The sequence below is a fragment of the Ralstonia nicotianae genome (genome assembly GCF_018243235.1).
Taxonomy (GTDB): Bacteria; Pseudomonadota; Gammaproteobacteria; order Burkholderiales; family Burkholderiaceae; genus Ralstonia; species Ralstonia nicotianae.
Genome location: NZ_CP046674.1, coordinates 3,221,776 through 3,245,365, shown reverse-complemented (window position 1 = coordinate 3,245,365; position 23,590 = coordinate 3,221,776). Strand labels below are relative to the sequence as shown.

Genomic DNA, 23,590 nt, shown 5'->3' with positions numbered 1-23,590 from the left:
CCCGCGCTGCTATCCGAGGAGGAATCCAGCATGAAACTCATCATGGCCATCATCAAGCCTTTCAAGCTCGACGAGGTCCGCGAGGCATTGTCCCAGGTGGGCGTGTCGGGTATCACGGTGACCGAGGTCAAGGGCTTTGGGCGCCAGAAGGGCCACACGGAGCTGTACCGCGGCGCCGAGTACATCGTCGACTTCCTGCCTAAAGTGAAGATCGAAGTGGCCGTACCCGACGACGTGCTCGAGCGCGCCGTCGAGGCGATCGAGAAATCCGCGCGCACCGGCAAGATCGGCGATGGCAAGATCTTCGTGACCGACGTCGAGCAGGTCATCCGCATTCGAACCGGCGAGACCGGCGGCGACGCCCTGTAAGCGCCAACCAGCCAAGGAAGAGGTCAACAAACATGAAAACCTGGTTCACTCGATTTCTGACGGCGGGGGCCGTCGCCGTGGCGCTTGCCGGCGCCGTGATGTCCTCGCCGGCCACGGCTCAGGACAAACCGGCCGCATCCGCTCCGGCCGCCGAGGCATCGGCCCCCGCCGCTGCCGCCGCGGCTTCCGAGCCGGCCGCGGCATCGGCTGCTGCTGCCGCTCCGGCCGCCGCCGCACCCGCGGCCGCATCGGCGCCGGCGGCTGCCACGCCGGTGCCCAACAAGGGCGACACGGCGTGGCTGCTGGTTTCGACAGCCTTCGTGATCCTGATGACGCTGCCGGGCCTGGCGCTGTTCTACGGCGGCCTGGTGCGCAAGAAGAACATGCTGTCGGTCCTGATGCAATGTACCGGCATCTTCTCGCTCATCATGATCCTGTGGGCCATCTACGGCTACAGCATCGCCTTCACCGAGGGCAATGCCTTCTTCGGCGGGCTCGACCGGCTGTTCCTGAAGGGCCTGACGCCGGATTCGGTTGCCGCTACGTTCAGCAAGGGCGTGGTAGTGCCGGAGTATGCGTACTTCGCCTTCCAGGGCGCATTTGCCGCGATCACCTGCGCGCTGATCATCGGTGCCTTCGCCGAGCGCGCCAAGTTCTCGGCCGTGCTGGTCTTCGTGGTGCTGTGGTTCACCTTTGCCTACCTGCCGATCGCCCACATGGTCTGGTTCTGGCCGGGGCCGGACGGCTTCACCGACGCCAAGGCGGCCGAAGTGATGACGGCCAAGGGCGGCTGGCTGTTCCAGAAGGGCGCGCTGGACTTCGCCGGCGGCACCGTGGTGCACATCAACGCCGCCGTGGCGGGCCTGGTGGGTGCCTTCCTGTTCGGCAAGCGGATCGGCTTCGGCCGCGAAGCGCTCAAGCCGCATAGCCTGACGCTGACCATGGTCGGTGCCTCGCTGCTGTGGTTCGGCTGGTTCGGCTTCAACGCCGGTTCGGCCCTGGAAGCCAACGGCAGCGCCGCGCTGGCCTTCGTCAACACGCTGCTCGCCACCGCCGCCGCCGTGTTGTCGTGGAGCTTCGGCGAGTGGATCGGCAAGAGCAAGCCGTCGATGCTGGGTGCCGCGTCGGGCGCCGTCGCCGGCTTGGTGGCGATCACCCCGGCAGCCGGCTTCGTCGGCCCGATGGGCGCCATCGCGATGGGCATCCTCGCCGGCGTGCTGTGCCTGTGGGGCGTCAACGGCCTCAAGCGCATGCTGGGCATGGACGACACGCTGGACGTGTTCGGCGTGCACGGCGTGGGCGGCATCATGGGCGCGCTGCTGACCGGCGTGTTCGCCTCGCCGAGCCTGGGCGGCACCGGCATCTACGACTATGTCGCCAACAAGGTGGCCGACGGCTACTCGATCGGCGGCCAGCTGTGGATTCAGCTGCAGGGCGTGCTGACCACCATCGTGTGGTCTGCCGTGGTGGCTTTCGTTGCCTACAAGATCGTGGACGCGATCATCGGTCTGCGCGTGCCGGAAGAAGAGGAGCGCGAAGGTCTGGACATCACGTCCCACGGCGAAACCGCTTACGAAGACTGAGCGTTTTCCACAGCGTTACCGCAAAGGACCCGGCCTTGTGCCGGGTTTTTTGTCGCCGCGCTTCAACCGGGGGAGCGCGGACGGGCGGGCCGATCGGGGCCGGACACCTTAACTCCGATGTTAAAAAGCTTCAATTGCCAGCGGTTATGCGGACGCTTACATTGCAGACGTGGTTTCCTCCACCTGCAGAACGCTCCCCGTATCTGTCAGGCTATTCCCCAAGCGCGGCAGCCCCGCGCTTTTTTTTTTGCTGCGTTTGCCCGAGCATAACCCGGCTTCGCGGTACCCAGGTGTCACATCATGTGACGCCGTCATCCTTTCCCCTTGCAGAACGGCCAGCCGGCCGCATATCGATAGACCTCCGCCGTCTGCAAGCAATTGCCCATTCCTCTACAATCGGAGCGGGCGATAAATTACATCAATAGGAAGGGTATGGTTCCGCACCTGATCACCGCGTTGAAAGGGCCGCTGTTGGAGCTCGAGCAGAAGATTCTCGATGCGACGCCCGCGATCGAACGCTGGTTCCGCCTGGAGTGGCAGGAACATACGCCGCCGTTCTACTGCTCGGTCGACCTGCGCAACGCCGGCTTCAAGCTGGCGCCGGTCGACACCAACCTGTTCCCCGGCGGCTTCAACAACCTCGCGCCCGAGATGCTGCCGCTGGCTGTGCAGGCCGCGATGGCCGCGATTGAGAAGATCTGCCCGGATGCCAAGAACCTGCTGCTGATCCCCGAGCGCCATACGCGCAACATGTTCTATCTGCAGAACGTGGCGCGGCTGTCGCAGATCATGCGCCAGGCCGGGCTGAATGTGCGCCTGGGCTCGCTGTCCGAAGACGTCAAGGAACCCACGCCGATCGACCTGCCCGACGGCCAGCGCCTGCTGGTCGAGCCGATCAAGCGCATCGGCACCAAGGATCGCCGGCTGGGCATGGACGACTTCGATCCGTGCTCGATCCTGCTGAACAACGACCTGTCCGCGGGCGTGCCGCCCATCCTGGAGAACATCAACGAGCAATATCTGCTGCCGCCGCTCCATGCGGGCTGGTCGCAGCGGCGCAAATCGAACCACTTTGCCGCCTACGACGAGGTGGCCAAGAAGTTCGCCAAGCTGATCGACATCGACCCGTGGATGGTCAACCCGTACTTCGCCAAGTGCAACGGCATCGACTTCCACGAGCGCACCGGCGAGGACGAGCTCGCCCACGCCGTCGAGACCGTGCTCAAGAAGACCGCCAAGAAATACAAGGAATACGGCATCCACGAGACACCCTATGCGGTGGTCAAGGCCGATGCCGGCACCTATGGCATGGGCATTATGACCGTGCGCGATCCGTCCGAGGTCCGGGGCCTGAACCGGAAGGAGCGCAACAAGATGAGCGTGGTCAAGGAGGGCCTCGAGGTCTCCGAGGTGATCGTGCAGGAAGGCGTGCACACCTTCGAGAAGATCAACGAGGCGGTGGCCGAGCCGGTCGTCTACATGATCGATCGCTATGTGGTCGGCGGGTTCTACCGGGTACACACCGGCCGCGGCATCGACGAGAATCTGAACGCGCCGGGCATGCATTTCGTGCCGCTGCCGTTCGCGTCGAATTCGCTGCCGGACAGCCACGCCAAGCCGGGCGCCGGCGAGCCGAACCGCTTCTACATGTACGGCGTGGTGGCGCGCCTGGCGCTGCTGGCCGCGTCGCTCGAACTCGAGAAGACCGACCCGAACCCGCTGATCTGATTCCTGTAATACGGTCCCTGGAGCCGCCATGCGCATCCTCTTCATCGTCGATCCGCTGTCAACATTCAAGATTTACAAGGATTCCACCTTCGCGATGATGCGCGAGGCGGCGGCGCGCGGCTATGCCATCTATACCTGCCAGCAGTCGCAGCTGACGCTGTCGGGCAATGTGGTCGAGACGGTCGCCACGCCCCTTGCCCTGACCGGCGACGAGCACGACTGGTACCGCTCCGGCGACCCGCGCCTGCTGCCGCTGACCGGCTTCGACGCCGTGCTGATGCGCAAGGACCCGCCGTTCGACATGGAATACGTCACCAGCACCTGGCTGCTGGAGATCGCCGAGCGGCAGGGCGCGCGCGTGTTCAACAAGCCGCAGGCGATCCGCGACCACTCCGAGAAGCTGGCGATCGCGCAGTTCCGCGAGTTCACCGCACCGACCATCGTCACGCGCGACGCCAAGCGCCTGCGCGAATTCCACGCCGAGCAGGGCGATGTCATCTTCAAGCCGCTGGACGGCATGGGCGGGGCCGGCATCTTCCGGGTCGGCGCGGACGGCATGAACCTCGGCTCGGTGATCGAGACGCTGACCCACAACGGCACGCGCACGGTCATGGCCCAGCAGTACATCCCGGCGATCCGCGATGGCGACAAGCGCATCCTGCTGATCGGCGGTTCCCCGGTGCCGCACGCGCTGGCGCGTGTCCCGATGGCCGGCGAAGTGCGCGGCAACCTGGCGGCGGGCGGCACGGGCCGGGCGCAACTGCTGTCCGAGCGGGATCAGGTGATTGCGCATGCACTGGCGCCGGTGCTGTGGCAGCGTGGCCTGCTGCTGGTCGGCCTGGACGTCATCGGCGACTACCTGACCGAAGTCAACGTCACCAGCCCGACCTGCTTCCAGGAGATCACCCAGCAGACCGGCTTCAACGTCGCCGGCATGTTCATCGATGCCCTGGAGCGCGCGGCCGGCAAGGCGAGCGGCGGACTGGGGCGCAAGCTGGCCTAGCGGACCCCGCGCGCGGTCATCCCCCACCGGAGGGAGGCGGGCCGCATCAGCGCACAATGGCCATAAACGGCCCTGATACAATCGGTCTCACACCGATTCGCTTTTCGATCATGGCAGGGATTCTGATCATCGCCCATGCGCCGCTGGCCAGCGCATTGCGCGATTGCGCCGCGCACGTGTATTGCGGCCAGCCGGAGCGGCTGGCGGCGATCGACGTCCTGCCCGATGCGGAGCCGGCCGGCGTGCTCGCCCAGGCGCGCGCCAAACTCGACGAACTGATCGAGGACAACGGCGCGCTGGTGCTCACCGACATCTTCGGCGCGACGCCCGCCAACATCGCCTCGCGCCTGGCCGACCCGGGACGGGTGCGCGTGCTGGCCGGCGTCAATCTGCCGATGCTGGTGCGTGCCATCTGCTATCGCGCCGAGAAGCTGGATCAGCTTGCCGCCAAGGCCCTGGCCGGCGGCTCGCAAGGCGTGCTGCAGGTCGGCTCGACCGCCGTTCAGAACCAGGTTGCCAACCATCCGGACAAATATGCTGCAGAGGGATATCACCATCATCAATAAGCTCGGGCTGCATGCCCGCGCCTCCGCCAAACTCACGCAGCTCGCCAGCAAGTTCGACAGCCAGATCAAGATGTCGCGCAACGGCCGCCAGGTCGATGCCAAGAGCATCATGGGCGTGATGATGCTGGCTGCGGGCATCGGCTCCACCGTCACGCTGGAGATCGAAGGCCCGGACGAGCAGGCGGCCATGGATGGCCTGGTCGCCCTGATCGGCGACCGCTTCGGCGAAGGCGAGTAACGCGCGCCTCGACGCTCGCTCCTCTTTTCAACGTCCCTCACGCCGCTCCCATGCCCTTTACCCTGCACGGCATCCCGGTCTCGCGTGGTATCGCCATCGGGCGTGCCCACATGCTGGCGCGCGCGGCGCTGGACGTTTCGCACTACCTCGTCGACGAGGACAAGCTCGATGCCGAGGTGGAGCGCCTGCGCGCCGCCCGTACCGCGGTGCGCGCCGAACTGGTCCTGCTCAAGCGCGAACTGCCGGCCGATGCGCCCGAGGAAATGGGCGCCTTCCTCGATGTGCACCGGATGATCCTGGACGATGCGCTGCTGGCTCAGGCGCCCGAGACGCTGATCCACCAGCGCCGGTATAACGCGGAGTGGGCGCTCACGACACAGCTCGAAGAACTGATGCGGCAGTTCGGCGAGATCGAAGACGAGTACCTGCGCGAGCGCAAGGCCGACATCGAGCAGGTGGTCGAGCGGATCCTGAAGGCGCTGGCCGGCACGCCGGTGCTGGCTCCCGCGCCGGTGGCCGCCGGCGGCGATCCGGACGCCGGCATGATCGTCGTCGCCCATGACATCGCCCCGGCCGACATGCTGCAGTTCCGCGGCCAGACCTTCGCAGGCTTCGTGACGGACCTGGGCGGGCGCACCTCGCACACGGCCATTGTCGCGCGCAGCCTCGACATCCCGGCGGCTGTGGGCGTGCACAACGCCAGCACGCTGATCCGCCAGGACGACCGCATCATCATCGACGGCGACAACGGCATCGTCATCGTCGATCCGAGCCTGGCCATCCTCGAGGAATACCGGCATCGCCGCAGCGAGAGCGAACTGCAGAAGAAGCGCCTCGAACGCCTGCGTCATACGCCCACCGTCACGCTCGACGGCACGCAGATCGACCTGCTCGCCAACATCGAGATGCCCGAGGATGCCGCCGCCGCGCTGGCCGCCGGGGCGGTCGGCGTGGGCCTGTTCCGTTCCGAATTCCTGTTCATGAACCGGCGCGGCGCGCTGCCCGACGAGGAGGAGCAGTTCGCCGCCTACCGCACCGCGGTCGAGTCGATGAACGGGCTGCCGGTCACCATCCGCACCATCGACATCGGCGCCGACAAGCCCCTCGACGTGCGCGACGGTCGCGACGACCTGTTCGAGACCGCGCCCAATCCGGCGCTGGGGCTGCGCGCGATCCGCTGGTCTCTGTCCGAGCCGGCGATGTTCCTGACCCAGCTGCGCGCGCTGCTGCGCGCATCGGCGTTCGGGCCGGTGAGGATGCTTGTGCCGATGCTCGCGCACGCCCGCGAGATCGACCAGACGCTGGAGCTGATCGAGCGCGCCAAGGCCTCGCTCGACGCCGACGGCATGGCCTACGATCCGACCATCAAGGTCGGCGCCATGATCGAGATTCCGGCGGCGGTGCTGATCCTGCCGGTGTTTCTGCGCCGCATGGATTTTCTCTCCATCGGCACCAATGACCTGATCCAGTACACGCTTGCCATCGACCGCGCCGACAATGCGGTCGCGCATCTGTACGACCCGCTGCATCCGGCGGTGCTGCAACTGATTGCGCGCACCATCCAGGAAGGCCAGCGCGCCGGCCGGCCGGTATCAGTGTGCGGCGAGATGGCGGGGGACGCCACCATGACGCGGCTGTTGCTCGGCATGGGGCTGACCGAGTTCTCGATGCACCCGTCGCAGCTGCTGAGCGTCAAGCAGCAGATCCTGCGCGCAGACCGTCCGCGCCTGATGCGCGAGGTCGACCGGCTGTTGCACGCCTGCGAGCCCACCGAGGTCCAGGACGTCCTGGGCGCGTTGGCGCGCGCCTGAGCACCCGCCTGGTCTGTTGCGCCGGCACATCGACCGTGCCGGCGTTTCCCCTTTCTAAGTGATTGAAATAGCACGTCTTTTTTCGAAAAGAGGGGCCGCATGCACCCGTATGTCCCTACCCGCTGCATGGGGTCGAACAAGAATTGTTCTCATTTGCGTTCTCTGCTATTCTGGCCTCGCAGTGTGTCCTGAGCGCTGCTGGAGGAACCCCCGTGTACGTCTGCATCTGCAACCAAGTGACCGACCGCGAAATCCACGGTGCCGCCCGCCTGGGCGTCTCGACGCTGGATGAGCTTGCCGACACCCTGGGCGTGGGCACCTGCTGCGGACAGTGCCGGGACTGCGCCAGGCAGGTGCTCGCCGAAGCGGTGAGCTGCATTCCCGTCGATCAAGTGTTGGGCCGCGCAAGCACGCATGCCATAATCGAGCATCGCGACGAGCCCGTCGCCAACGACCAGGCCGTCATGGCCGGCGCGCTGGCTGCCTGACGCTTTCCCGTCTTTTTCATCGCCGCGATCTGCCGCCCGGGCATTGGCCTCGGCGGCATTTGCTGCTTGGTTGGTTCAGGCAGAGGGCTCGTCTTGAACGGACGCGTGTGCGCGTTCTCCACCCGCAGGAGCCCCGAGAATGAAAGGCGACAAGAAGGTCATCCAATATCTGAACGCCCAGCTCAAGAACGAGCTGACTGCCATCAACCAGTACTTCCTCCATGCCCGCATGTATGGCCACTGGGGGCTCAAGCGCATCGGGGCACACGAATACAAGGAATCGATCGGCGAGATGAAGCACGCCGACCGCCTGATCGAGCGCATCCTGATGCTCGACGGCCTGCCCAACCTGCAGGACCTGGGCAAGCTGCTGATCGGCCAGGACACCAAGGAAATGCTCGAGTGCGATCTCAAGCTGGAAAAGGCGGCGCACGCCACGGTGGTCGAAGCGATCGCCTACTGCGAAGAGGTCAAGGACTACGTCAGCCGCGCGCTCTTCGTCGACATCCTGGACGACACCGAAGAGCACATCGACTGGCTGGAGACGCAGCTGGACCTGATCGAGAAGGTTGGCATCCAGAACTACCTGCAGTCGCAGATGGAGCCGGAAGGCGAGTAACGCTGCCCGGCGCGCAAACAAGAAAGGAGGCTACGGCCTCCTTTTCTTTTGCGCCGGTGACCGGTCAGTGGCCGCTGCCGCAGACGGGGCAGGACGGTTGCCGCGCGATGCGCATTGTCGTCCATTCCATGGCCAGGCCGTCGAGCATCAGCAGGCGTCCGGCGAGCGATCGCCCGATGCCCGCTGCCAGCTTGAGCGCCTCCGCTGCCTGCACCGTCCCGACCATGCCGACCAGCGGCGAGAACACGCCCATGGTCGCGCAGGCGACCTCCGGTGCGGGTTCGTCGGGCGGGAACAGGCAGGCGTAGCAGGGGCCGCCGGTGCGGCTGTCGAACACGCTGATCTGCCCATCGAAGCGGATGGCCGCGCCGGATACCAGCGGCACCCGCGCACGCACGCACGCCTGGTTCGTGGCCTGGCGGGTAGCGAAGTTGTCGGAACAGTCCAGCACCACCGTCACGCCGTCCAGCAGCGCGCCGATGCCGTCCGCATCGAGCCGTTGCCGCACCGCGTGGACGCGCACCTCCGGGTTCAGCCGCGCAATGGCCTGCCGCGCCGATTCGACCTTCGGGTGGCCGACCGACTCGGTGGTGTGGATGATCTGGCGCTGCAGGTTGGTCAGGTCGACGCTGTCGTCATCGACGATCGTGAGGGTGCCGATGCCTGCCGCGGCCAGGTAGGGCAGGGCCGCCGCGCCCAGTCCGCCGGCGCCGATCACCAGCGCATGCGCGGCGAGCAGCCGCGATTGTCCCTCGATGCCGATCTCGTCGAGCAGGATATGGCGGGAGTAGCGCAGCAGTTGGTTGTCGTTCATGGCGCGTCGGGAATGAAAAAGGCCGTGCGGTGCACGGCCTTGCCAGTTGCCAGTCCTGGCGGATGCGGGCTTATCGTGCGCCGGTGGGTTCCGGTGCCGGAATCACACCGCTGGCCGGACCCGAGGGCGCGGCCGGTTCGGATGCCGGAGCGGCCTTGCCCTTGGGCAGCTTGGCCGGTGCGCTCGACTCCTTCGCGGCCGGCGATTTCGTCGCCTTGTCCGGGACGGCCGCAGCGGCCTCCAGCACCGACTTGGAGCGCTTGACCGGCTGGCCCTTCAGCTCGGCGACGGCCTGCTGCAACATGAAGTCGTCGGTCGAGCCGAACTCGATCGGCTTCTTGTTGCGTTCCTTCTCGCGCTGCTCGGGCGTCTTCTTGGCGGTTTCTTCTTCCAGGCGGCGCAGCTCTTCGACGCGGCGCTTCTCGCGATCGGTCATCTCGGGTTCTTCCGACTCCTGCTTGTTGTGCAGGTGGCGCTCGGTGTCGATCTCGCGGGTGATCAGCGCGTCGTCCGGATCGCCTTCGGGGCTCTGGTCGACCGGCACGTCGGGGCGGATGCCCTTGGCCTGGATCGATTTGCCCGACGGCGTGTAGTAGTACGCGATGGTCAGCTTGATGCCGGTGTCGTTCGACAGCGGGCGCACCGTCTGCACCGAACCCTTGCCAAAGGTGGTCTTGCCCATCACCTTGGCGCGATGGTGATCCTGCAGCGCGCCGGCCACGATCTCGGAGGCCGAGGCGGTGTAGGCGTTGGTCAGCACCACGATCGGCACGGTCTTGAACTCGGGGTCCAGGCTCACCAGCGGATCGGTGTCGAAATTGCTCAGGCGGTAGTTCGCGAAGCTCGTCTTGTACACGCGCTTGGCGTCCGGCACCTGGCCGTTGGTCGAGACCACCGTCACGTCCGGGGGCAGGAACGCCGCCGATACGCCCACGGCCGCCTGCAACACGCCGCCACCGTTGTTGCGCAGATCGAGGATCACGCCCTTGAGGCGCGCATCTTGGTGTGCCAGGTCATTCAGCTTCTTGGCCAGGTCCGGTACCGTGCGTTCCTGGAAGCTGGTGATGCGCACCCAGGCGATGCCGTCGCCCAGCAGCTTGGCCTTGACCGATTGCACCTGGATTTCGGCGCGCGTGATGGTGAGCGGGAAGGTGCGCTCTTCCTTCTTGCGGTAGATGGTCAGCGTGACCTTGGTGCCCGGGGCGCCGCGCATGCGCTTGACCGCCTGTTCCAGCGGCATGCCGCGCACGGGCTTGTCGTCGATGCGGGTGATCAGGTCGCCCGGCTGGACGCCGGCGCGGAAGGCGGGCGTGTCTTCAATCGGGTTGATGACCTTGACCAGGCCTTCTTCCTGCGAGATTTCGATGCCCAGTCCGGCGAAGCGGCCCTGGGTGCCTTCCTGCAGTTCCTGGAAGTCTTTCTTGTCGAGGTAGGCCGAATGCGGATCGAGGCTGGCGACCATGCCCTTGATGGCTTCGGTCAGCAGCTTGTCGTCGTCCACCGGTTCGACGTATTCGCGCTTGATCTGCCCGAAGATGTCGGCCATCAGCCGGAGCTTTTCCAGCGGCAGCGGCCCGACCGTCGCGTTCTGCGCGGTGGCGGAAAGCTGGAGCGTCGCCAGCACGCCGGTCACGAGGCCGATGGCGATCAGGCTGATGTTCTTGAGCGAAGTTCGCATGAGTCGAGGGCGGACGTTGGGAACGTAGAAATGGATAAACATGGCCCGGGACCGCTGGTGCGTGTCCCGGGCTGGCGTTTCGACAGTATAAAGGCGTTGGAAGTGCCCTGCGCCGTTACGCCTGGCGGTTACGCTTTATTTCGCCTTGCCCTGGCCAGCCACGGCGGCGAGCGACGCGGCGATCGCTTCCTGGTCGCCGAGATAGTAATGGCGGATGGGCTTCAGGTTGGCGTCCAGTTCGTAGACGAGCGGCGTGCCGTTGGGGATGTTCAGGCCGACGATGTCGTCGTCCGAGATGTTGTCGAGGTACTTCACCAGGGCGCGGATGCTGTTGCCGTGCGCGGCGATCACGACGCGCTTGCCGCTCTTGATGTCCGGGGCGATCGACGTTTCCCACAGCGGCAGCACGCGCGCCACGGTGTCCTTCAGGCATTCGGTGAGCGGCACCTGTTCGCGCGGCAGGCCCGCATAGCGCGGGTTGCCATACGCGTCGCGCTCGTCGCCGGCTTCCAGCGCGGGCGGCGGCGTGTCGTAGCTGCGGCGCCAGACCAGCACCTGCTGGTCGCCGTACTGGGCGGCGGTCTCGGCCTTGTTCAGACCCGACAGGCCGCCATAGTGGCGCTCGTTCAGGCGCCATTCGGTGCGGGTCGGGATCCACATCAGGTCCATTTCATCCTGCACGTGCCACAGTGTGCGGATGGCGCGCTTGAGCACCGAGGTGTAGGCCAGGTCGAAGGTGAAGCCGGCTTCGCGCAGCAGGCGGCCGCCCTGGCGGGCCTGGGCGATGCCGGTGTCGGTCAGGTCGACGTCGACCCAGCCGGTGAAGCGGTTTTCGAGGTTCCACGTCGATTCGCCGTGGCGGATGAGGACGAGCTTGTGCATGACTGCCATGATGAGAAGTGAGAAAACCTGCGCGGTGGCCGGGACGCGCTGCGTCATCGAGCGGCCGCCGAAACGCGCTATTTTATAATGCCGCCGGCACCGTGCACCCCGAACTGTTCGGATGACGTCGCGATGCGCGCCGATTTGGCCGCCAGCCTACCTTCCAGGAACCCTACCGTGAAGTTCTTCGCCGATTACAACAATCTCGTCCTGCTTGCCGTTGCCGTCGTTTCGGGTCTGCTGCTGGTGTGGCCAGCGATCCAGCGCCGCATCGCCGGCGGCGGCGGCGCCCAGGTGAGCGCTTCGGCCGCCACCCAGCTGATCAATCGCCGCAACGCGGTGGTGGTCGATGTGCGCGAAGCGGCCGAATATGCCGCCGGCCATCTGCCGCAGGCCAAGCACGCGGCGCTTGGCGATCTGGCGGGCAAGGCCGCCGGCCTTGCAAAGAACAAAGAGACCCCCATCATCCTCGTATGCCAGACCGGCCAGCGCGCCGGGCGGGCCCAAGCAGTGTTGAAGCAGGCCGGTTACAGTGAGGTCTATTCGCTCGAGGGCGGATTGGCCGCCTGGCAGCAGGCCGGCCTGCCGATCGTCAAATAACGAGGTTTTTCCATGGCCCACGTCGTCATGTACAGCACGACCATCTGCCCCTATTGCGTGGCGGCGGAGAAGCTCCTGAAGCAGCGCGGCGTCGCGCATATCGAAAAGATCCTGATCGATCGCGAGCCCGGCAGGCGCGAAGAGATGATGACGCGCACCAACCGCCGGACCGTGCCGCAGATCTACATCGATGACCGCCATATCGGTGGCTTCGACGACCTCTCGGCGCTCGACCGCGAAGGCGGGCTGGAGCCGCTGCTGGCGGCCTGACGGCCCCCGCGAAAACGCCCGGCTCCGGCCGGGCGTTGTACTTTTAGGCCGGCTCCGATGGCGCCCCGCGTGCCGTCATGTACCATACGCGTCTTGCGCGCCGGGCAGCTTCCGGCCAGCACCGACCCATACCTATTTCGAAGGCGAGTCATGAGCGACCAGCAACAGCAGCAACCCGGCCAGGACGGCCAGCCGTTCTTCAATATTCAGCGCGTCTACCTGAAGGACCTGTCGCTGGAGCAGCCGAACTCGCCGCACATCTTCCTGGAGCAGGAGCAGCCGACGGTGGAAGTGCAGGTCGACGTGGCCGCCACGCAGCTGGCCGAGGGCGTGTTCGAAGTCACGGTGATCGGTACGGTCACCACCAAGGTCAAGGAGAAGGTCGCGTTCCTGGTGGAAGCCAAGCAGGCCGGCATCTTCGACATCCGCAACGTGCCGGTTGAGCAGATGGACCCGCTGCTGGGCATCGCCTGCCCGACCATCGTGTACCCGTACCTGCGCTCGAACATCGCCGACACCATCGGCCGCGCCGGCTTCCAGCCGATCCACCTGGCCGAGATCAACTTCCAGGCACTGTACGAGCAGCGCCTGGCCTCTGCCATGGAAGAGGCCCAGGCCGCCGGCGGCAATGGCGGCATCGTGATGCCGGACGGCTCCAAGGCCACCCACTGAACACGATGGCGCATTGCGCCTGATGCCCGCGCCGGCCGACCGCTCGCGCGGGCATTTTTTTTGCCTGACTGACTCACACTTCTAGCTCATGCGGATTTCCGTTCTGGGCGCGGGCGCCTGGGGCACGGCCCTGGCCAGCCACGCCGCGCAATCGCACGATGTCGTGCTGTGGGGCCGCGACGCGGCACTGGTGGCCCAGATGGCGGCGACACGCGCCAACGAGCGCTACCTGCCGGGCATCCCGCTGCACGCATCGCTGCGTTTCGAGGCGGAGATGTCGGCCGCGCTCGATCATGCCACTGGGGAAGACGCGCTGGTCGTGATCGCCTCGCCGGTCGCGGGGCTGGCCGACCTGACGCGCGGCGTGGCCGCGCATGGCGGCGTGCGCAACGTGATCTGGCTGTGCAAGGGCTTCGACCCCGAGTCGGGCGCGCTGCCGCACGCCATTGTGGCCGGCGTGCTGGCGCAGACCGGGCGCGCCGATCTGGCCACCGGTGCACTGTCCGGCCCGAGCTTCGCCAAGGAAGTCGCGCAGGGACTGCCGTGCGCGATGACGGTGGCGTCGGCCAGCACCGCGCTGTGCACGCGCACTCAGCGCGCTTTCCATCACCATGCGATGCGCGTCTACGCGAGCGACGACCTCGTCGGCGTGGAAGTGGGCGGCGCGGTGAAGAACGTGCTGGCCATTGCGACCGGCGCGGCGGATGGTCTGGGCCTGGGCCTCAATGCGCGCGCCGCGCTGGTGACGCGCGGCCTTGCCGAGATGACGCGGTTGGGCACGGCACTGGGCGGCCGGCCGGAGACCTTCATGGGCCTGACTGGCATGGGCGATCTGCTGTTGACCGCCACCGGCGATCTCTCCCGCAACCGCACCGTCGGCATGCAGCTCGCGCAGGGGCGTTCGCTGGATGAGATTCTGGCGCACCTCGGCCATGTCGCCGAGGGTGTGCGCTGCGCACGGGCGGTGGCGGCCCTTGCGCGCGCCAAGGGCGTCGACATGCCGATCACCTTTGCCGTGTGCGAAGTCCTGTTCGATGGGCTGGCGCCGTCGCGCGCCGTCGATCGCCTGCTGCAGCGCGACGCCAAGGCCGAATCCGTGCGCTGACCGGCAGGGCCGGCGCGCTCAGGCGCCGCCCGCGAATCCGTTCTGCCGCCACGCCTCGAAGACCACCACGGCCACTGTGTTCGACAGGTTGAGGCTGCGGTTGTCGGGGCGCATCGGCAGGCGGATGCGCTGCGATGGCGGAAACCCTGCGCGGCGCTCTTCCGACAGGCCCCGCGTTTCCGATCCGAACACGAACCAGTCGCCCGGCTGGAACGCCAGTCCCGCGAACGGCGTCGAGCCGCGCGTGGTGAGCGCGAACATGCGCGCGGGGTCGGGCTGCGCATCGCGCAGGAACGCGTCCCAGCTCGCGTGCACGCGCATCGTGGCGTATTCGTGGTAGTCCAGGCCGGCGCGGCGCATGCGTGCATCCTCGAGCGGAAAACCGAGTGGTTCGATCAGGTGCAGCTGCGCGCCGGTGTTGGCGCACAGCCGGATCACATTGCCCGTGTTGGGCGGAATTTCGGGCTCGACGAGAACGACGTTGAACATGATGGCAGACCGGGCAATACCGGCGGCGAGCTTATCGGCATCGGCAAGGGTTGTCACCTTGCCACAAGGGGCGCGACACAATGCCGCAGAGGCATATTGCTAGGGTGTGCGCAAGGCGACGCAATTGGTTACCCGCGCCGCGCCCGCGCGCTTGAGCTGCGTGGCGATCTCGCTCAGCGTGGCGCCCGTGGTCATCACATCGTCGACCACGCCGATGTGGCGGCCGGCGATGCACGCCGGATCCGGCACATCGAATGCGCCCTGGAGGTTGGCGAGGCGTTCGTCGCGGTCCAGTGTCGACTGGGCGGGGCTGTCGCGCAGCCGGCGCAGCCCGTCCGGAATCGCGGCGATGCCGAGCTGCGGGCCCAGCCGTCGCGCCACTTCCCAGGCCTGGTTGTAGCCGCGCGTGCGCAAGCGCGGTATGGAGAGCGGCACGGGCAGCAGCAACTCGGGCAGCGTACCTGGCGCAGCGAGCAGCGCGTCGGCGAGTCGTTCGGCCAGCCATGCGGCCAGCGGCAGCTGCGCGCGGAATTTCAATCCGGTGACAAGGTGATCCAGTGGCCAGGCGTAGTCGGCGATGACGACGGTGGCGTCGAAGTCCGGCGCGCCGGCCAGGCAGGCCGGGCAATGCCGCGCGGGATGCCGCCGGTCGAGCGGCCTGGCGCACTGGCGGCAGCGGCGCCGATCCAGCAGCGGTGACATGTCCGCCATGCAGCCCGCGCAGACGAGGTCATGCTGGACGGCGCCGCACAGCGCGCAGGCGCAGGGCAGCAGATGGCGGAGGCCGGCGGCGAGCCGGTGCAGCAGGAGCGGGACGGGCATGGCAAAAAGCCCCATCGAAACCGATCGGCGCGCGCCGCGCCATCGGACAGCGCCCCGAAATGGCCCGCCGGTATACTGAGCGGCCGCAGCACATTGCCTCGTGTTTCCTGTCCGATGTCCGATCCCGTTCTTGCCCGTCCCGCCGCGCTGCGGCGCGCCTTCGACCGCCGCGCCGCGCGCTTTGCCGAGGCGGATTTCCTGCTGCGCGAGGTGGGGCAGCGGATGCAGGACAGGCTGTCATACATCAAGCTCACGCCCGCCCGCGCACTGGACCTGGGCTGCGGCCTCGGTCAGGGCCTGGCGGTGCTGCGCGCGCAGTACCCCGACGCGCAGATCTGCGGGCTGGACTGGTCGGCCGCCATGCTGGCCCGCGCGCGCCAGCTCGATCCGCAGCACAGCGATGGCGGCTGGCTGGGCCGGCTGCTGAAGAAGCGGCCGGTGTTCGATTTCGCCCAAGCGGATTTCCGTGCGCTGCCGTTTGCCGATGCATCGTTCGATCTGCTGTGGTCCAACCTGGCGCTGCACTGGGATCCGTCGCCGCACGCGATCTTTCCCGAATGGCACCGCGTGACGGCCGAGGGCGGCCTGCTGATGTTCAGCCTGTTCGGCCCCGACACCTTGCGCGAACTGCGCAGCGCGCTGGCCGGCATCGACGCCTCCGTGCATACGCTGCGGTTTGTCGACATGCACGATATCGGCGACATGCTGGTGCACGGCCGCTGGTCCACGCCGGTCATGGACATGGAGCAGATCACCATCACCTACGAATCGCCCCAGGCCCTGCTGGCCGATGTGCACCTGCTGGGCGGCATGGCAGGCCTGGCGGATGGGGATGGCCGCGCGCTGTCGGGCCCGGGACTGTACACGCCGCGCTGGCGCCAGCACCTGTTCGACGCGCTCGATGCCCAGCGCAATCCCGACGGACTGATTCCGCTCACGTTCGAAGTCGTCTATGGCCACGCATGGAAGCTGGCGCCCAACCCGAGGCAGGCGCTGGACGAGCAGGGCCGGGCCATGATCCCGGTCGACCGGATCGGCCGCAGGCCGCGCGCCTGAGGCCTGCGGGGCCGCCGCGTCGGCATCGGCGGCCCTTGTCAATCCGGGACTTGCATCAGCCGGCTTGCCTTGTTCGGGGTCCGTTACGGCCATATAATGCGCCAGTTTGTCGCAGCAGTCCCCCAAAGGCCTATCCCGTTTTTGCCACGGGCGAACCGATCGGGTATGCATCCGAGGCAGGAGTGGTTCAATGCATGACATTGGAATCGCGCTCCAGCCAGCGTGCGGCGCATCCAGCATCCCGGAACCGCCGCGGAAGATCTGGCTCATGAAGCGAAACTGCTCGCTTTCACCCCGCCAGGTCGGCTGGTTCTACCTCTCGATTGTCATCCTCTCGTTCGTGATCGCTTCGTTCTTTGCGTGGCAAGGGGCGTGGTTCGTGCTGCCTTTCTCGGGGCTGGAAGTCGCGGCCCTCGGATGGGCCTTGCTGTACTATGCCCGGCACGCCTCCGATTACGAGCGCATCGAGCTGGATGACGATGCGCTGGTGATCGAACAGGTCAACGCTTGCAGGCGGGTGCGCCACGTGCTCAACCCGCACTGGGTGCACGTGGAAGTGGTAGAGCCGTTGCAGGAGCAGGTCGCGCTCTGTTCGAGCGGGCGCGTCGTGCGGGTAGGGCGGTTTCTTGACCCTGCCGGTCGTCGCCGGCTGGCGGATGAGCTTTCCCGGTGTCTGGGACGCGGGCAACCAACCCATGTTCCATGAGCCGCGCACCGGGCCAGAGTGGAGTCTGTAAATTGGGTAGACAAAAATGAAAATGTTCAATAAGACATTGGCAGGTTTGCTGGCGGCAGGCTCCCTCCTTGCCCTCGGTCAAACAGCCCTGGCAGTGGAAGACATGCCGGGCGGCCCCGCGGTGCGACAGCTGAATCTTGCCCCTCCGGTCACCAAGATCGCGGCGGAGATCCACTGGCTGCACTACATGATGCTGATCATCTGTATCGTGATCTTCGTCGGTGTGTTCGGGGTGATGTTCTATTCGATTTTCAAGCACCGCAAATCGCTGGGTCATAAGCCGGCGACCTTCCACGAAAGCACCACCGTCGAAATCATCTGGACCATCGTGCCGTTCCTGATCGTGATCGGGATGGCGCTGCCGGCCACCCGGGCCGTGGTCGCGATGAAGGACACCACCAACTCCGACCTCACCATCAAGGCCACCGGCTACCAGTGGAAGTGGGGCTATGACTACCTGAAAGGCGAAGGCGAGGGCATCTCGTTCCTGTCCACCCTCGCCACGCCGCGCGACCAGATCGACAACCTGGCGCCGAAGAGCGACACCTATCTCATCGAGGTCGACAACGAGCTGGTCGTGCCGGTCAACCGCAAGGTGCGCATCGTCACCACCGCCAACGACGTGATCCACTCGTGGATGATCCCGGCCTTCGGCGTCAAGCAGGACGCGATCCCGGGCTTCGTGCGCGATACGTGGTTCAAGGCCGAGAAGGTCGGCGTGTACCGGGGCCAGTGCGCCGAGCTGTGCGGCAAGGAACATGCCTTCATGCCGATCGTCGTGCGCGTGGTGTCCGACGCGGACTACACCAGCTGGGTCGACGGCAAGAAGAAGGAGATGGCCGCCAAGGCCGACGACCCCAACAAGACCTACACGCTCGACGAGCTGAAGACGCGCGGCGAGAAGGTCTACACCGCCAACTGCGCCGTGTGCCATCAGCCGAACGGCAAGGGCGGTGGCGCGTTCCCGGCCCTGGACGGCTCCAAGATCGCGACCGGCCCGCTGGCCGACCACGTGAGCATCGTGCTGCACGGCAAGGGCGCCATGCCGCCCTGGGCCTCGGCGCTCAACGACGTGGAGATCGCATCCGTCATTACCTACGAGCGGAACAACTGGGGCAATCACACCAATGACGTGCTGCAGCCGACCCAGGTGAAGGAGGCGCGCGGCGGCAAGATGCCCGAGGGCGGCGGTGCCGGCAAGACCGCGGCGGCCGAAGCGGCGAAGACCGCTGCCCCGCAGGCCAGCGTCGCGGCGCCCGCCCGCAACGCCGGCTGACCGACCGCCTGCGTGACGAAACGACACCAAGGAGTTTTGCGATGAGCACTGCGATAACGCACCCGCAAGATCACGCGCACGGTCATGGAGACGACCACGCGCACGACCATCCGCATGGCTGGCGCCGTTGGCTGTTCGCGACCAACCACAAGGACATCGGCACGCTGTACCTGCTGTTCTCCTTCACGATGCTGCTCTCGGGCGGCACGCTGGCACTGCTGATCCGCCTGGAGCTGTTCGAGCCGGGCCTGCAGTTCTTCCATCCGGAGCTGTTCAACCAGTTCACCACGCTGCACGGCCTGGTCATGGTGTTCGGCGCGATCATGCCGGCCTTCGTCGGCTTCGCGAACTGGATGATCCCGCTGCAGGTCGGCGCGTCCGACATGGCCTTCGCGCGGATGAACAACTTCAGCTTCTGGCTGCTGCCCCCCGCGGCCATCCTGCTGGTCGGCTCGTTCTTCGTGCCGGGCGGCGCCACCGCCGCCGGCTGGACGCTCTACGCGCCGCTGTCGGTGCAGATGGGGCCCGGCATGGACATGGCGATCTTCGCGGTGCACATCATGGGCGCCTCGTCGATCATGGGCGCGATCAACATCATCGTGACCATCCTGAACATGCGCGCCCCCGGCATGACGCTGATGAAGATGCCGATGTTCTGCTGGACGTGGCTGATCACGGCCTACCTGCTGATCGCCGTGATGCCGGTGCTGGCCGGCGCGATCACCATGGTGCTGACCGACCGCCACTTCGGCACGAGCTTCTTCTCGGCCGCCGGCGGCGGCGATCCGGTGATGTACCAGCACATCTTCTGGTTCTTCGGGCATCCCGAGGTCTACATCATGATCCTGCCGGCGTTCGGCATCGTCAGCCAGATCGTGCCGGCCTTCGCGCGCAAGCCGCTGTTCGGCTACAGCTCGATGGTGTACGCCACCGCCTCGATCGCCATCCTGTCGTTCATCGTGTGGGCGCACCACATGTTCACGACCGGCATGCCCGTCACCGGCCAGCTGTTTTTCATGTACGCGACCATGCTGATCGCGGTGCCGACCGGCGTGAAGATCTTCAACTGGATCGCCACCATGTGGCGCGGCTCGATGACCTTCGAGACGCCGATGCTGTTCGCGCTCGGCTTCATCTTCGTGTTCACCATCGGCGGGTTCACGGGCCTGATCCTGGCCGTGGCGCCGATCGACATCCAGCTGCAGGACACCTACTACGTGGTGGCGCACTTCCACTACGTGCTGGTGGCGGGCTCGCTGTTCGCGCTGTTCGCGGGTTTCTACTACTGGGGGCCGAAGTGGTCGGGCTACATGTACAACGAGACGCGCGGCCAGATCCACTTCTGGGGTTCGATGATCTTCTTCAACCTCACCTTCTTCCCGATGCACTTCCTGGGCCTGGCCGGCATGCCGCGCCGCTATGCGGACTACCCGCAGCAGTTCGCCGACTTCAACGCGATCGCGTCGATCGGCGCGCTGGGCTTCGGCCTGATGCAGGTGTATTTCTTCTTCTTCGTGGTGCTGCCGTCGTATCGCGGCGGCGAGAAGGCCGCCGACAAGCCGTGGGACGGCGCCGAGGGCCTGGAGTGGACCGTGCCCTCGCCGGCGCCGTTCCACACCTTTGAAGAACCGCCGCACGTCAAGTGAAACAGGACACGCGGGGCTGGCCGATGCCCGGTCCCGGCCCCGCGCGCCTCCGGACAACGATGCCGAATCCAGGAAACAGCCCGACGCCCGAGCAGCGCGCCAGCAACCGCCGGCTCGCGTTCATTCTTGCCACCATCGCGCTGGTCTTCTTTCTGGGCGTGATTTTCAAGCACGTGGTCTTCGGCGGATAGCCGGAGCGCGCCACTGCCGATCCGAGACCACCATGACCCAGACGCCGGCCAGCCCGGACCCGACCGATGATGCCAGGGCTGCCGAGCGCGGCCTGAACCGGGCCATGCTCGGCAAGCTGGCGGTCGTGGTCGTGATGATGTTCGGTTTCGGCTACGCGATGGTGCCGCTGTACAAGAAGATCTGCGAGCTCACCAACATCAACGTGCTGACCACGCGCGACCTGGACGGTGGTGCGCTGCGCAACACGCAGGTCGACCAGGCGCGCACGGTCACGGTGGAATTCGATTCGAACAGCCAGGGGCCGTTTCGCTTCCGCCCGGTCAAGAACAGCATGGAAGTCCACCCCGGCGAGATCAACCAGATCGTCTACGAGGTGGTGAACAAGGAAGGCCGGTCGGTGTCGGCGCAGGCGATCCCGAGCTATGCGCCCAAGCAGGCGACCGAGTTCTTCAAGAAGATCGAGTGCTTCTGCTTCAAGCAGCAGACGCTGGCCGGCAACGAGTCGCGCGAGATGCCGGTGGTGTTTGTGATTGATCCGGATCTTCCGAAGGACGTGAAGACGATCACCTTGTCCTACACTTTCTTTGAAATCGGCAAGCCGGTGGCGCAAACGCCCACCGTGCCGGGCAAGGGAACGTGAGGCCATGGACGAACTGAAGGAAGCGACCAAGCGGCGCGCGTCGTTCGCGCAGACGATGAAGGCGGTGTTCTGGTCCTTCTTCGGCGTGCGCAGGGGCAGTGACCATGACCGGGACATGGCGCAGCTCAACCCGGTGCACGTGATCATCGCGGGCATCCTGGGGGCGGTGCTGTTCATTGTCGTGCTGCTGCTGATCGTGCGCGCGGTGGTGGGTTGAGGAGGCGGTCCGGCGCATCGTCGCGGCGCCGGGCGGATCGAGTGTGGTTCCAATAAGAGAGCTGGAGAACAAGAGATGAGTGCGAATCGAGCGAACGCTCCGTACTACTTCGTGCCAGGGCCCTCGCGGCATCCGATTTCGGCGAGCATCGGCCTGTTGATCGTGCTGCTCAGCGCGGCGGCGTGGGTCAACGCGCAGCCGTGGGCGCCGTGGACCTTCCTGATCGGCCTGCTGTGGTTCCTGTTCGTGCTGCGCGCGTGGTTCGCCGACGCCATCTCCGAGTCCGAGGGCGGCCAGTACGGCGACCGCGTGGACGCCTCGTTCCGTTGGTCGATGAGCTGGTTCATCTTCTCGGAAGTGATGTTCTTCGCCGCCTTCTTCGGCGCGCTGTTCTATGCCCGCACCATTGCCATGCCGTGGCTGGGCGACCTGAACAACAAGCTGCTGTGGCCCGACTTCAACGCGCTGTGGCCGAACGCCGGCCCGGCCGGCACGGTGCCGCCGTTCACGACGATGGGTCCGTGGCCGATCCCGACCATCAACACCGCGCTGCTGCTCACTTCCGGCGTGACGCTGACCTGGGCGCACCACGCGCTGCGCGAGGGCAAGCGGGCACAGGTCATCCAGGGCATGCTGCTGACGGTCATCCTGGGCGCCACGTTCATGTGCCTGCAGGCGTACGAATACATCCACGCCTACCACGAGCTGAACCTGAAGCTGACCTCGGGCATCTACGGCTCGACCTTCTTCATGCTGACCGGCTTCCACGGCTTCCACGTGACGATGGGCGCGATCATGCTGGCGGTGGTGCTGGGCCGCGTGATCAAGGGGCACTTCACGCCGGAGCACCACTTCGCGTTCGAGGGCGCCGCCTGGTACTGGCACTTCGTGGACGTGGTCTGGCTCGGCCTGTACGTGGTGGTGTACTGGCTGTAGGCGGGCCCCGGGGGCGGTCGCGCATGCGTCGCCCCTGCCGCATCGATGCCGCAGACGGGAAGCCGCTGCGGCGTTTTCATTTTTATCGGCCGAGCTGGATGCCGGTGCTGTGGATCCAGCCCAGCCGGTTCGCCACCAGGATGAACACGAACAGCGCGATCGACAAGCCGACCCGGAGCATCAGCGAGCGGACGGTGCGGTTGCTGGTGCCCTTGTCGCGCATCAGGAAGAACAGCGCGGAGGCAAGGCTGCCGAGGATCAGCACAAAGGCGATGGCAACGACGATGCGCATGGAGGGTGAAGGCGTGAACGGGTTAGCGCAGCATTATCTCACCGGGCGGACGCGATGACGGCGCGGGCCGGCTTGCGCCGGTGGTTTGCGCCGGTGCCCATGCTGGCCGGCGTGGTGGTGATCGCGTCGACGTGCGCGCTGGGCCGCTGGCAGCTGTCGCGCGCGCACGAGCGCATCGAGCGGCAGGCGCGCATCGAGGCGATGGCGCATGCGAGCGCGCAGCGCGTGACCGCGCAGCCGGTGGCCGCCGATGCGGTGATGTACCGGCCGGTGGTGCTGCGGGGCACGTTCGATGTCGCGCATACGGTGCTGCTGGAGAACCGTCCGCATGCGACGAACGGCGTGTCGCGCCCCGGTTTCGAAGTGCTGATTCCGCTGATGCCGGAAGGGGTGGGTGGACGCGCCGTGCTGGTCAACCGGGGCTGGCTGCCGCGCGATCCGGTCGAGCGCACCCGCATCGCCCCGTACACCACACCCGCGGGTGTGGTGCAGGTCGAAGGGATTGCTGTGCCACATGCCAGCCGCGTTTATAGTTTCGGCCGCAAGGACGGCGCAGATGAAGCCGGCCAGCGACTTAGGCAGAATATCGACCTCGACGCGTTTGCGCGCGAAATCGGCGTGCCGCTGCAGCCCTTCGTGGTCGAGCAGCAATCCGGCGCGCAGGACGGCCTGCAGCGCGATTGGCCGCGCGCAGACTCGGGTGCCGACCGCAATTACGGCTACGCCTTCCAGTGGTTTTCGATGGCGGCGGCGGTGCTGGCGCTGATGATCGTTCATGGCGTGCGGCGTTATCGGCGCTTGAGCGGGGCTTCGCCCACCGACTGAACACGAACACGCGTTGCGGCGTAGTGCCGCAGCTAAA

General features: G+C 66.4%; 28 protein-coding genes. 22 read left to right on the top strand and 6 right to left on the bottom strand.

Annotated elements, in window-relative coordinates:
* Positions 1–30 precede the first annotated feature (30 nt).
* The 9 genes from GO999_RS14970 to bfr all read left to right on the top strand — a co-directional run bounded on the left by GO999_RS14970 (position 31) and on the right by bfr (position 8,405).
* Complete coding sequence (locus GO999_RS14970) at positions 31–369, top strand: P-II family nitrogen regulator (RefSeq protein ID WP_011000306.1); 339 nt, start codon at positions 31–33, stop codon at positions 367–369.
* A 32-nt stretch (positions 370–401) separates the two neighbouring features.
* The gene (locus tag GO999_RS14965; RefSeq protein ID WP_020831101.1) at positions 402–1,952 is read left to right on the top strand and encodes an ammonium transporter; all 1,551 of its coding nucleotides are present in this window, start codon (positions 402–404) and stop codon (positions 1,950–1,952) included.
* 432 nt (positions 1,953–2,384) lie between these two features.
* Complete coding sequence (gshA, locus tag GO999_RS14960; RefSeq protein WP_016724233.1) at positions 2,385–3,680, top strand: glutamate--cysteine ligase; 1,296 nt, start codon at positions 2,385–2,387, stop codon at positions 3,678–3,680.
* 28 nt (positions 3,681–3,708) lie between these two features.
* On the top strand, positions 3,709–4,683 hold the full coding sequence (gene gshB, locus GO999_RS14955) for a glutathione synthase (protein ID WP_011000309.1): 975 nt from the start codon (positions 3,709–3,711) through the stop codon (positions 4,681–4,683).
* Positions 4,684–4,793: 110 nt separating this feature from the next.
* Positions 4,794–5,249, top strand: coding sequence for a PTS sugar transporter subunit IIA (locus tag GO999_RS14950; RefSeq protein WP_016724234.1), 456 nt, complete (start codon positions 4,794–4,796; stop codon positions 5,247–5,249).
* A complete protein-coding gene (locus tag GO999_RS14945) occupies positions 5,218–5,487 on the top strand; it encodes an HPr family phosphocarrier protein (protein WP_011000311.1) in 270 nt (89 codons plus the stop codon). The genes GO999_RS14950 and GO999_RS14945 overlap by 32 nt, the downstream gene beginning before the upstream one ends.
* A 50-nt stretch (positions 5,488–5,537) precedes the next feature.
* Complete coding sequence (ptsP, locus tag GO999_RS14940) at positions 5,538–7,298, top strand: phosphoenolpyruvate--protein phosphotransferase (RefSeq protein WP_016724235.1); 1,761 nt, start codon at positions 5,538–5,540, stop codon at positions 7,296–7,298.
* A 212-nt stretch (positions 7,299–7,510) separates the two neighbouring features.
* Positions 7,511–7,786 (top strand): (2Fe-2S)-binding protein, encoded by a 276-nt coding sequence (locus tag GO999_RS14935; protein ID WP_003278631.1) that lies wholly within the window; start codon positions 7,511–7,513, stop codon positions 7,784–7,786.
* Positions 7,787–7,925: 139 nt separating this feature from the next.
* On the top strand, positions 7,926–8,405 hold the full coding sequence (gene bfr / locus GO999_RS14930) for a bacterioferritin (RefSeq protein WP_019717472.1): 480 nt from the start codon (positions 7,926–7,928) through the stop codon (positions 8,403–8,405).
* Positions 8,406–8,469: 64 nt separating this feature from the next.
* Here bfr and GO999_RS14925 read toward each other — a convergent pair whose 3' ends face one another.
* From GO999_RS14925 to gpmA, 3 genes are all read right to left on the bottom strand, one after another.
* Positions 8,470–9,219 carry a HesA/MoeB/ThiF family protein gene (locus GO999_RS14925; protein WP_016724237.1) on the bottom strand — a complete coding sequence of 250 codons (750 nt, stop codon included), beginning with the start codon at positions 9,217–9,219 and terminating at the stop codon, positions 8,470–8,472.
* A gap of 70 nt (positions 9,220–9,289) precedes the next feature.
* The gene (locus tag GO999_RS14920) at positions 9,290–10,897 is read right to left on the bottom strand and encodes a S41 family peptidase (protein WP_020831106.1); all 1,608 of its coding nucleotides are present in this window, start codon (positions 10,895–10,897) and stop codon (positions 9,290–9,292) included.
* Positions 10,898–11,032: 135 nt separating this feature from the next.
* A complete protein-coding gene (gene gpmA, locus GO999_RS14915; protein ID WP_028852550.1) occupies positions 11,033–11,779 on the bottom strand; it encodes a 2,3-diphosphoglycerate-dependent phosphoglycerate mutase in 747 nt (248 codons plus the stop codon).
* Between the two features lie 177 nt (positions 11,780–11,956).
* Here gpmA and GO999_RS14910 point away from each other — a divergent pair, with 177 nt between their 5' ends.
* From GO999_RS14910 to GO999_RS14895, 4 genes are all read left to right on the top strand, one after another.
* Entirely contained in the window at positions 11,957–12,379 is a 423-nt protein-coding gene (locus GO999_RS14910) for a rhodanese-like domain-containing protein (RefSeq protein WP_016724238.1), read from the top strand.
* Between the two features lie 12 nt (positions 12,380–12,391).
* Positions 12,392–12,649 (top strand): glutaredoxin 3, encoded by a 258-nt coding sequence (gene grxC / locus GO999_RS14905; protein ID WP_028852551.1) that lies wholly within the window; start codon positions 12,392–12,394, stop codon positions 12,647–12,649.
* A 150-nt stretch (positions 12,650–12,799) separates the two neighbouring features.
* On the top strand, positions 12,800–13,321 hold the full coding sequence (gene secB, locus GO999_RS14900; protein WP_011000319.1) for a protein-export chaperone SecB: 522 nt from the start codon (positions 12,800–12,802) through the stop codon (positions 13,319–13,321).
* A gap of 88 nt (positions 13,322–13,409) precedes the next feature.
* Complete coding sequence (locus GO999_RS14895; protein ID WP_011000320.1) at positions 13,410–14,426, top strand: NAD(P)H-dependent glycerol-3-phosphate dehydrogenase; 1,017 nt, start codon at positions 13,410–13,412, stop codon at positions 14,424–14,426.
* Positions 14,427–14,444: 18 nt separating this feature from the next.
* On the opposite strand, the gene trmL is transcribed toward GO999_RS14895, so the two are convergent.
* Together trmL and GO999_RS14885 are read right to left on the bottom strand one after the other, a co-directional pair.
* A complete protein-coding gene (gene trmL / locus GO999_RS14890) occupies positions 14,445–14,915 on the bottom strand; it encodes a tRNA (uridine(34)/cytosine(34)/5-carboxymethylaminomethyluridine(34)-2'-O)-methyltransferase TrmL (protein ID WP_011000321.1) in 471 nt (156 codons plus the stop codon).
* A 99-nt stretch (positions 14,916–15,014) separates the two neighbouring features.
* Positions 15,015–15,737 (bottom strand): ComF family protein, encoded by a 723-nt coding sequence (locus GO999_RS14885; protein WP_211906344.1) that lies wholly within the window; start codon positions 15,735–15,737, stop codon positions 15,015–15,017.
* A 114-nt stretch (positions 15,738–15,851) separates the two neighbouring features.
* Here GO999_RS14885 and GO999_RS14880 point away from each other — a divergent pair, with 114 nt between their 5' ends.
* From GO999_RS14880 to GO999_RS14845, 8 genes are all read left to right on the top strand, one after another.
* Complete coding sequence (locus tag GO999_RS14880; protein ID WP_016724241.1) at positions 15,852–16,793, top strand: methyltransferase domain-containing protein; 942 nt, start codon at positions 15,852–15,854, stop codon at positions 16,791–16,793.
* 190 nt (positions 16,794–16,983) lie between these two features.
* Entirely contained in the window at positions 16,984–17,499 is a 516-nt protein-coding gene (locus tag GO999_RS14875) for a DUF2244 domain-containing protein (RefSeq protein WP_016724242.1), read from the top strand.
* Positions 17,500–17,545: 46 nt separating this feature from the next.
* A complete protein-coding gene (gene coxB / locus GO999_RS14870; RefSeq protein ID WP_020831114.1) occupies positions 17,546–18,805 on the top strand; it encodes a cytochrome c oxidase subunit II in 1,260 nt (419 codons plus the stop codon).
* A 41-nt stretch (positions 18,806–18,846) separates the two neighbouring features.
* Positions 18,847–20,451, top strand: coding sequence for a cytochrome c oxidase subunit I (gene ctaD, locus GO999_RS14865; protein WP_011000326.1), 1,605 nt, complete (start codon positions 18,847–18,849; stop codon positions 20,449–20,451).
* 59 nt (positions 20,452–20,510) lie between these two features.
* Positions 20,511–20,642 (top strand): cytochrome oxidase small assembly protein, encoded by a 132-nt coding sequence (locus GO999_RS14860; protein WP_011000327.1) that lies wholly within the window; start codon positions 20,511–20,513, stop codon positions 20,640–20,642.
* A 32-nt stretch (positions 20,643–20,674) separates the two neighbouring features.
* Entirely contained in the window at positions 20,675–21,283 is a 609-nt protein-coding gene (locus GO999_RS14855; protein WP_011000328.1) for a cytochrome c oxidase assembly protein, read from the top strand.
* A 4-nt stretch (positions 21,284–21,287) separates the two neighbouring features.
* Positions 21,288–21,500: a DUF2970 domain-containing protein gene (locus GO999_RS14850; protein ID WP_011000329.1), complete on the top strand. Its 213-nt coding sequence runs from the start codon at positions 21,288–21,290 to the stop codon at positions 21,498–21,500.
* 75 nt (positions 21,501–21,575) lie between these two features.
* Positions 21,576–22,436 (top strand): cytochrome c oxidase subunit 3, encoded by an 861-nt coding sequence (locus GO999_RS14845; protein ID WP_011000330.1) that lies wholly within the window; start codon positions 21,576–21,578, stop codon positions 22,434–22,436.
* Between the two features lie 82 nt (positions 22,437–22,518).
* Here GO999_RS14845 and GO999_RS14840 read toward each other — a convergent pair whose 3' ends face one another.
* Positions 22,519–22,728 (bottom strand): twin transmembrane helix small protein, encoded by a 210-nt coding sequence (locus GO999_RS14840; RefSeq protein WP_011000331.1) that lies wholly within the window; start codon positions 22,726–22,728, stop codon positions 22,519–22,521.
* A gap of 54 nt (positions 22,729–22,782) precedes the next feature.
* Here GO999_RS14840 and GO999_RS14835 point away from each other — a divergent pair, with 54 nt between their 5' ends.
* Positions 22,783–23,553: an SURF1 family protein gene (locus tag GO999_RS14835; RefSeq protein WP_028860153.1), complete on the top strand. Its 771-nt coding sequence runs from the start codon at positions 22,783–22,785 to the stop codon at positions 23,551–23,553.
* Positions 23,554–23,590: the final 37 nt, after the last annotated feature.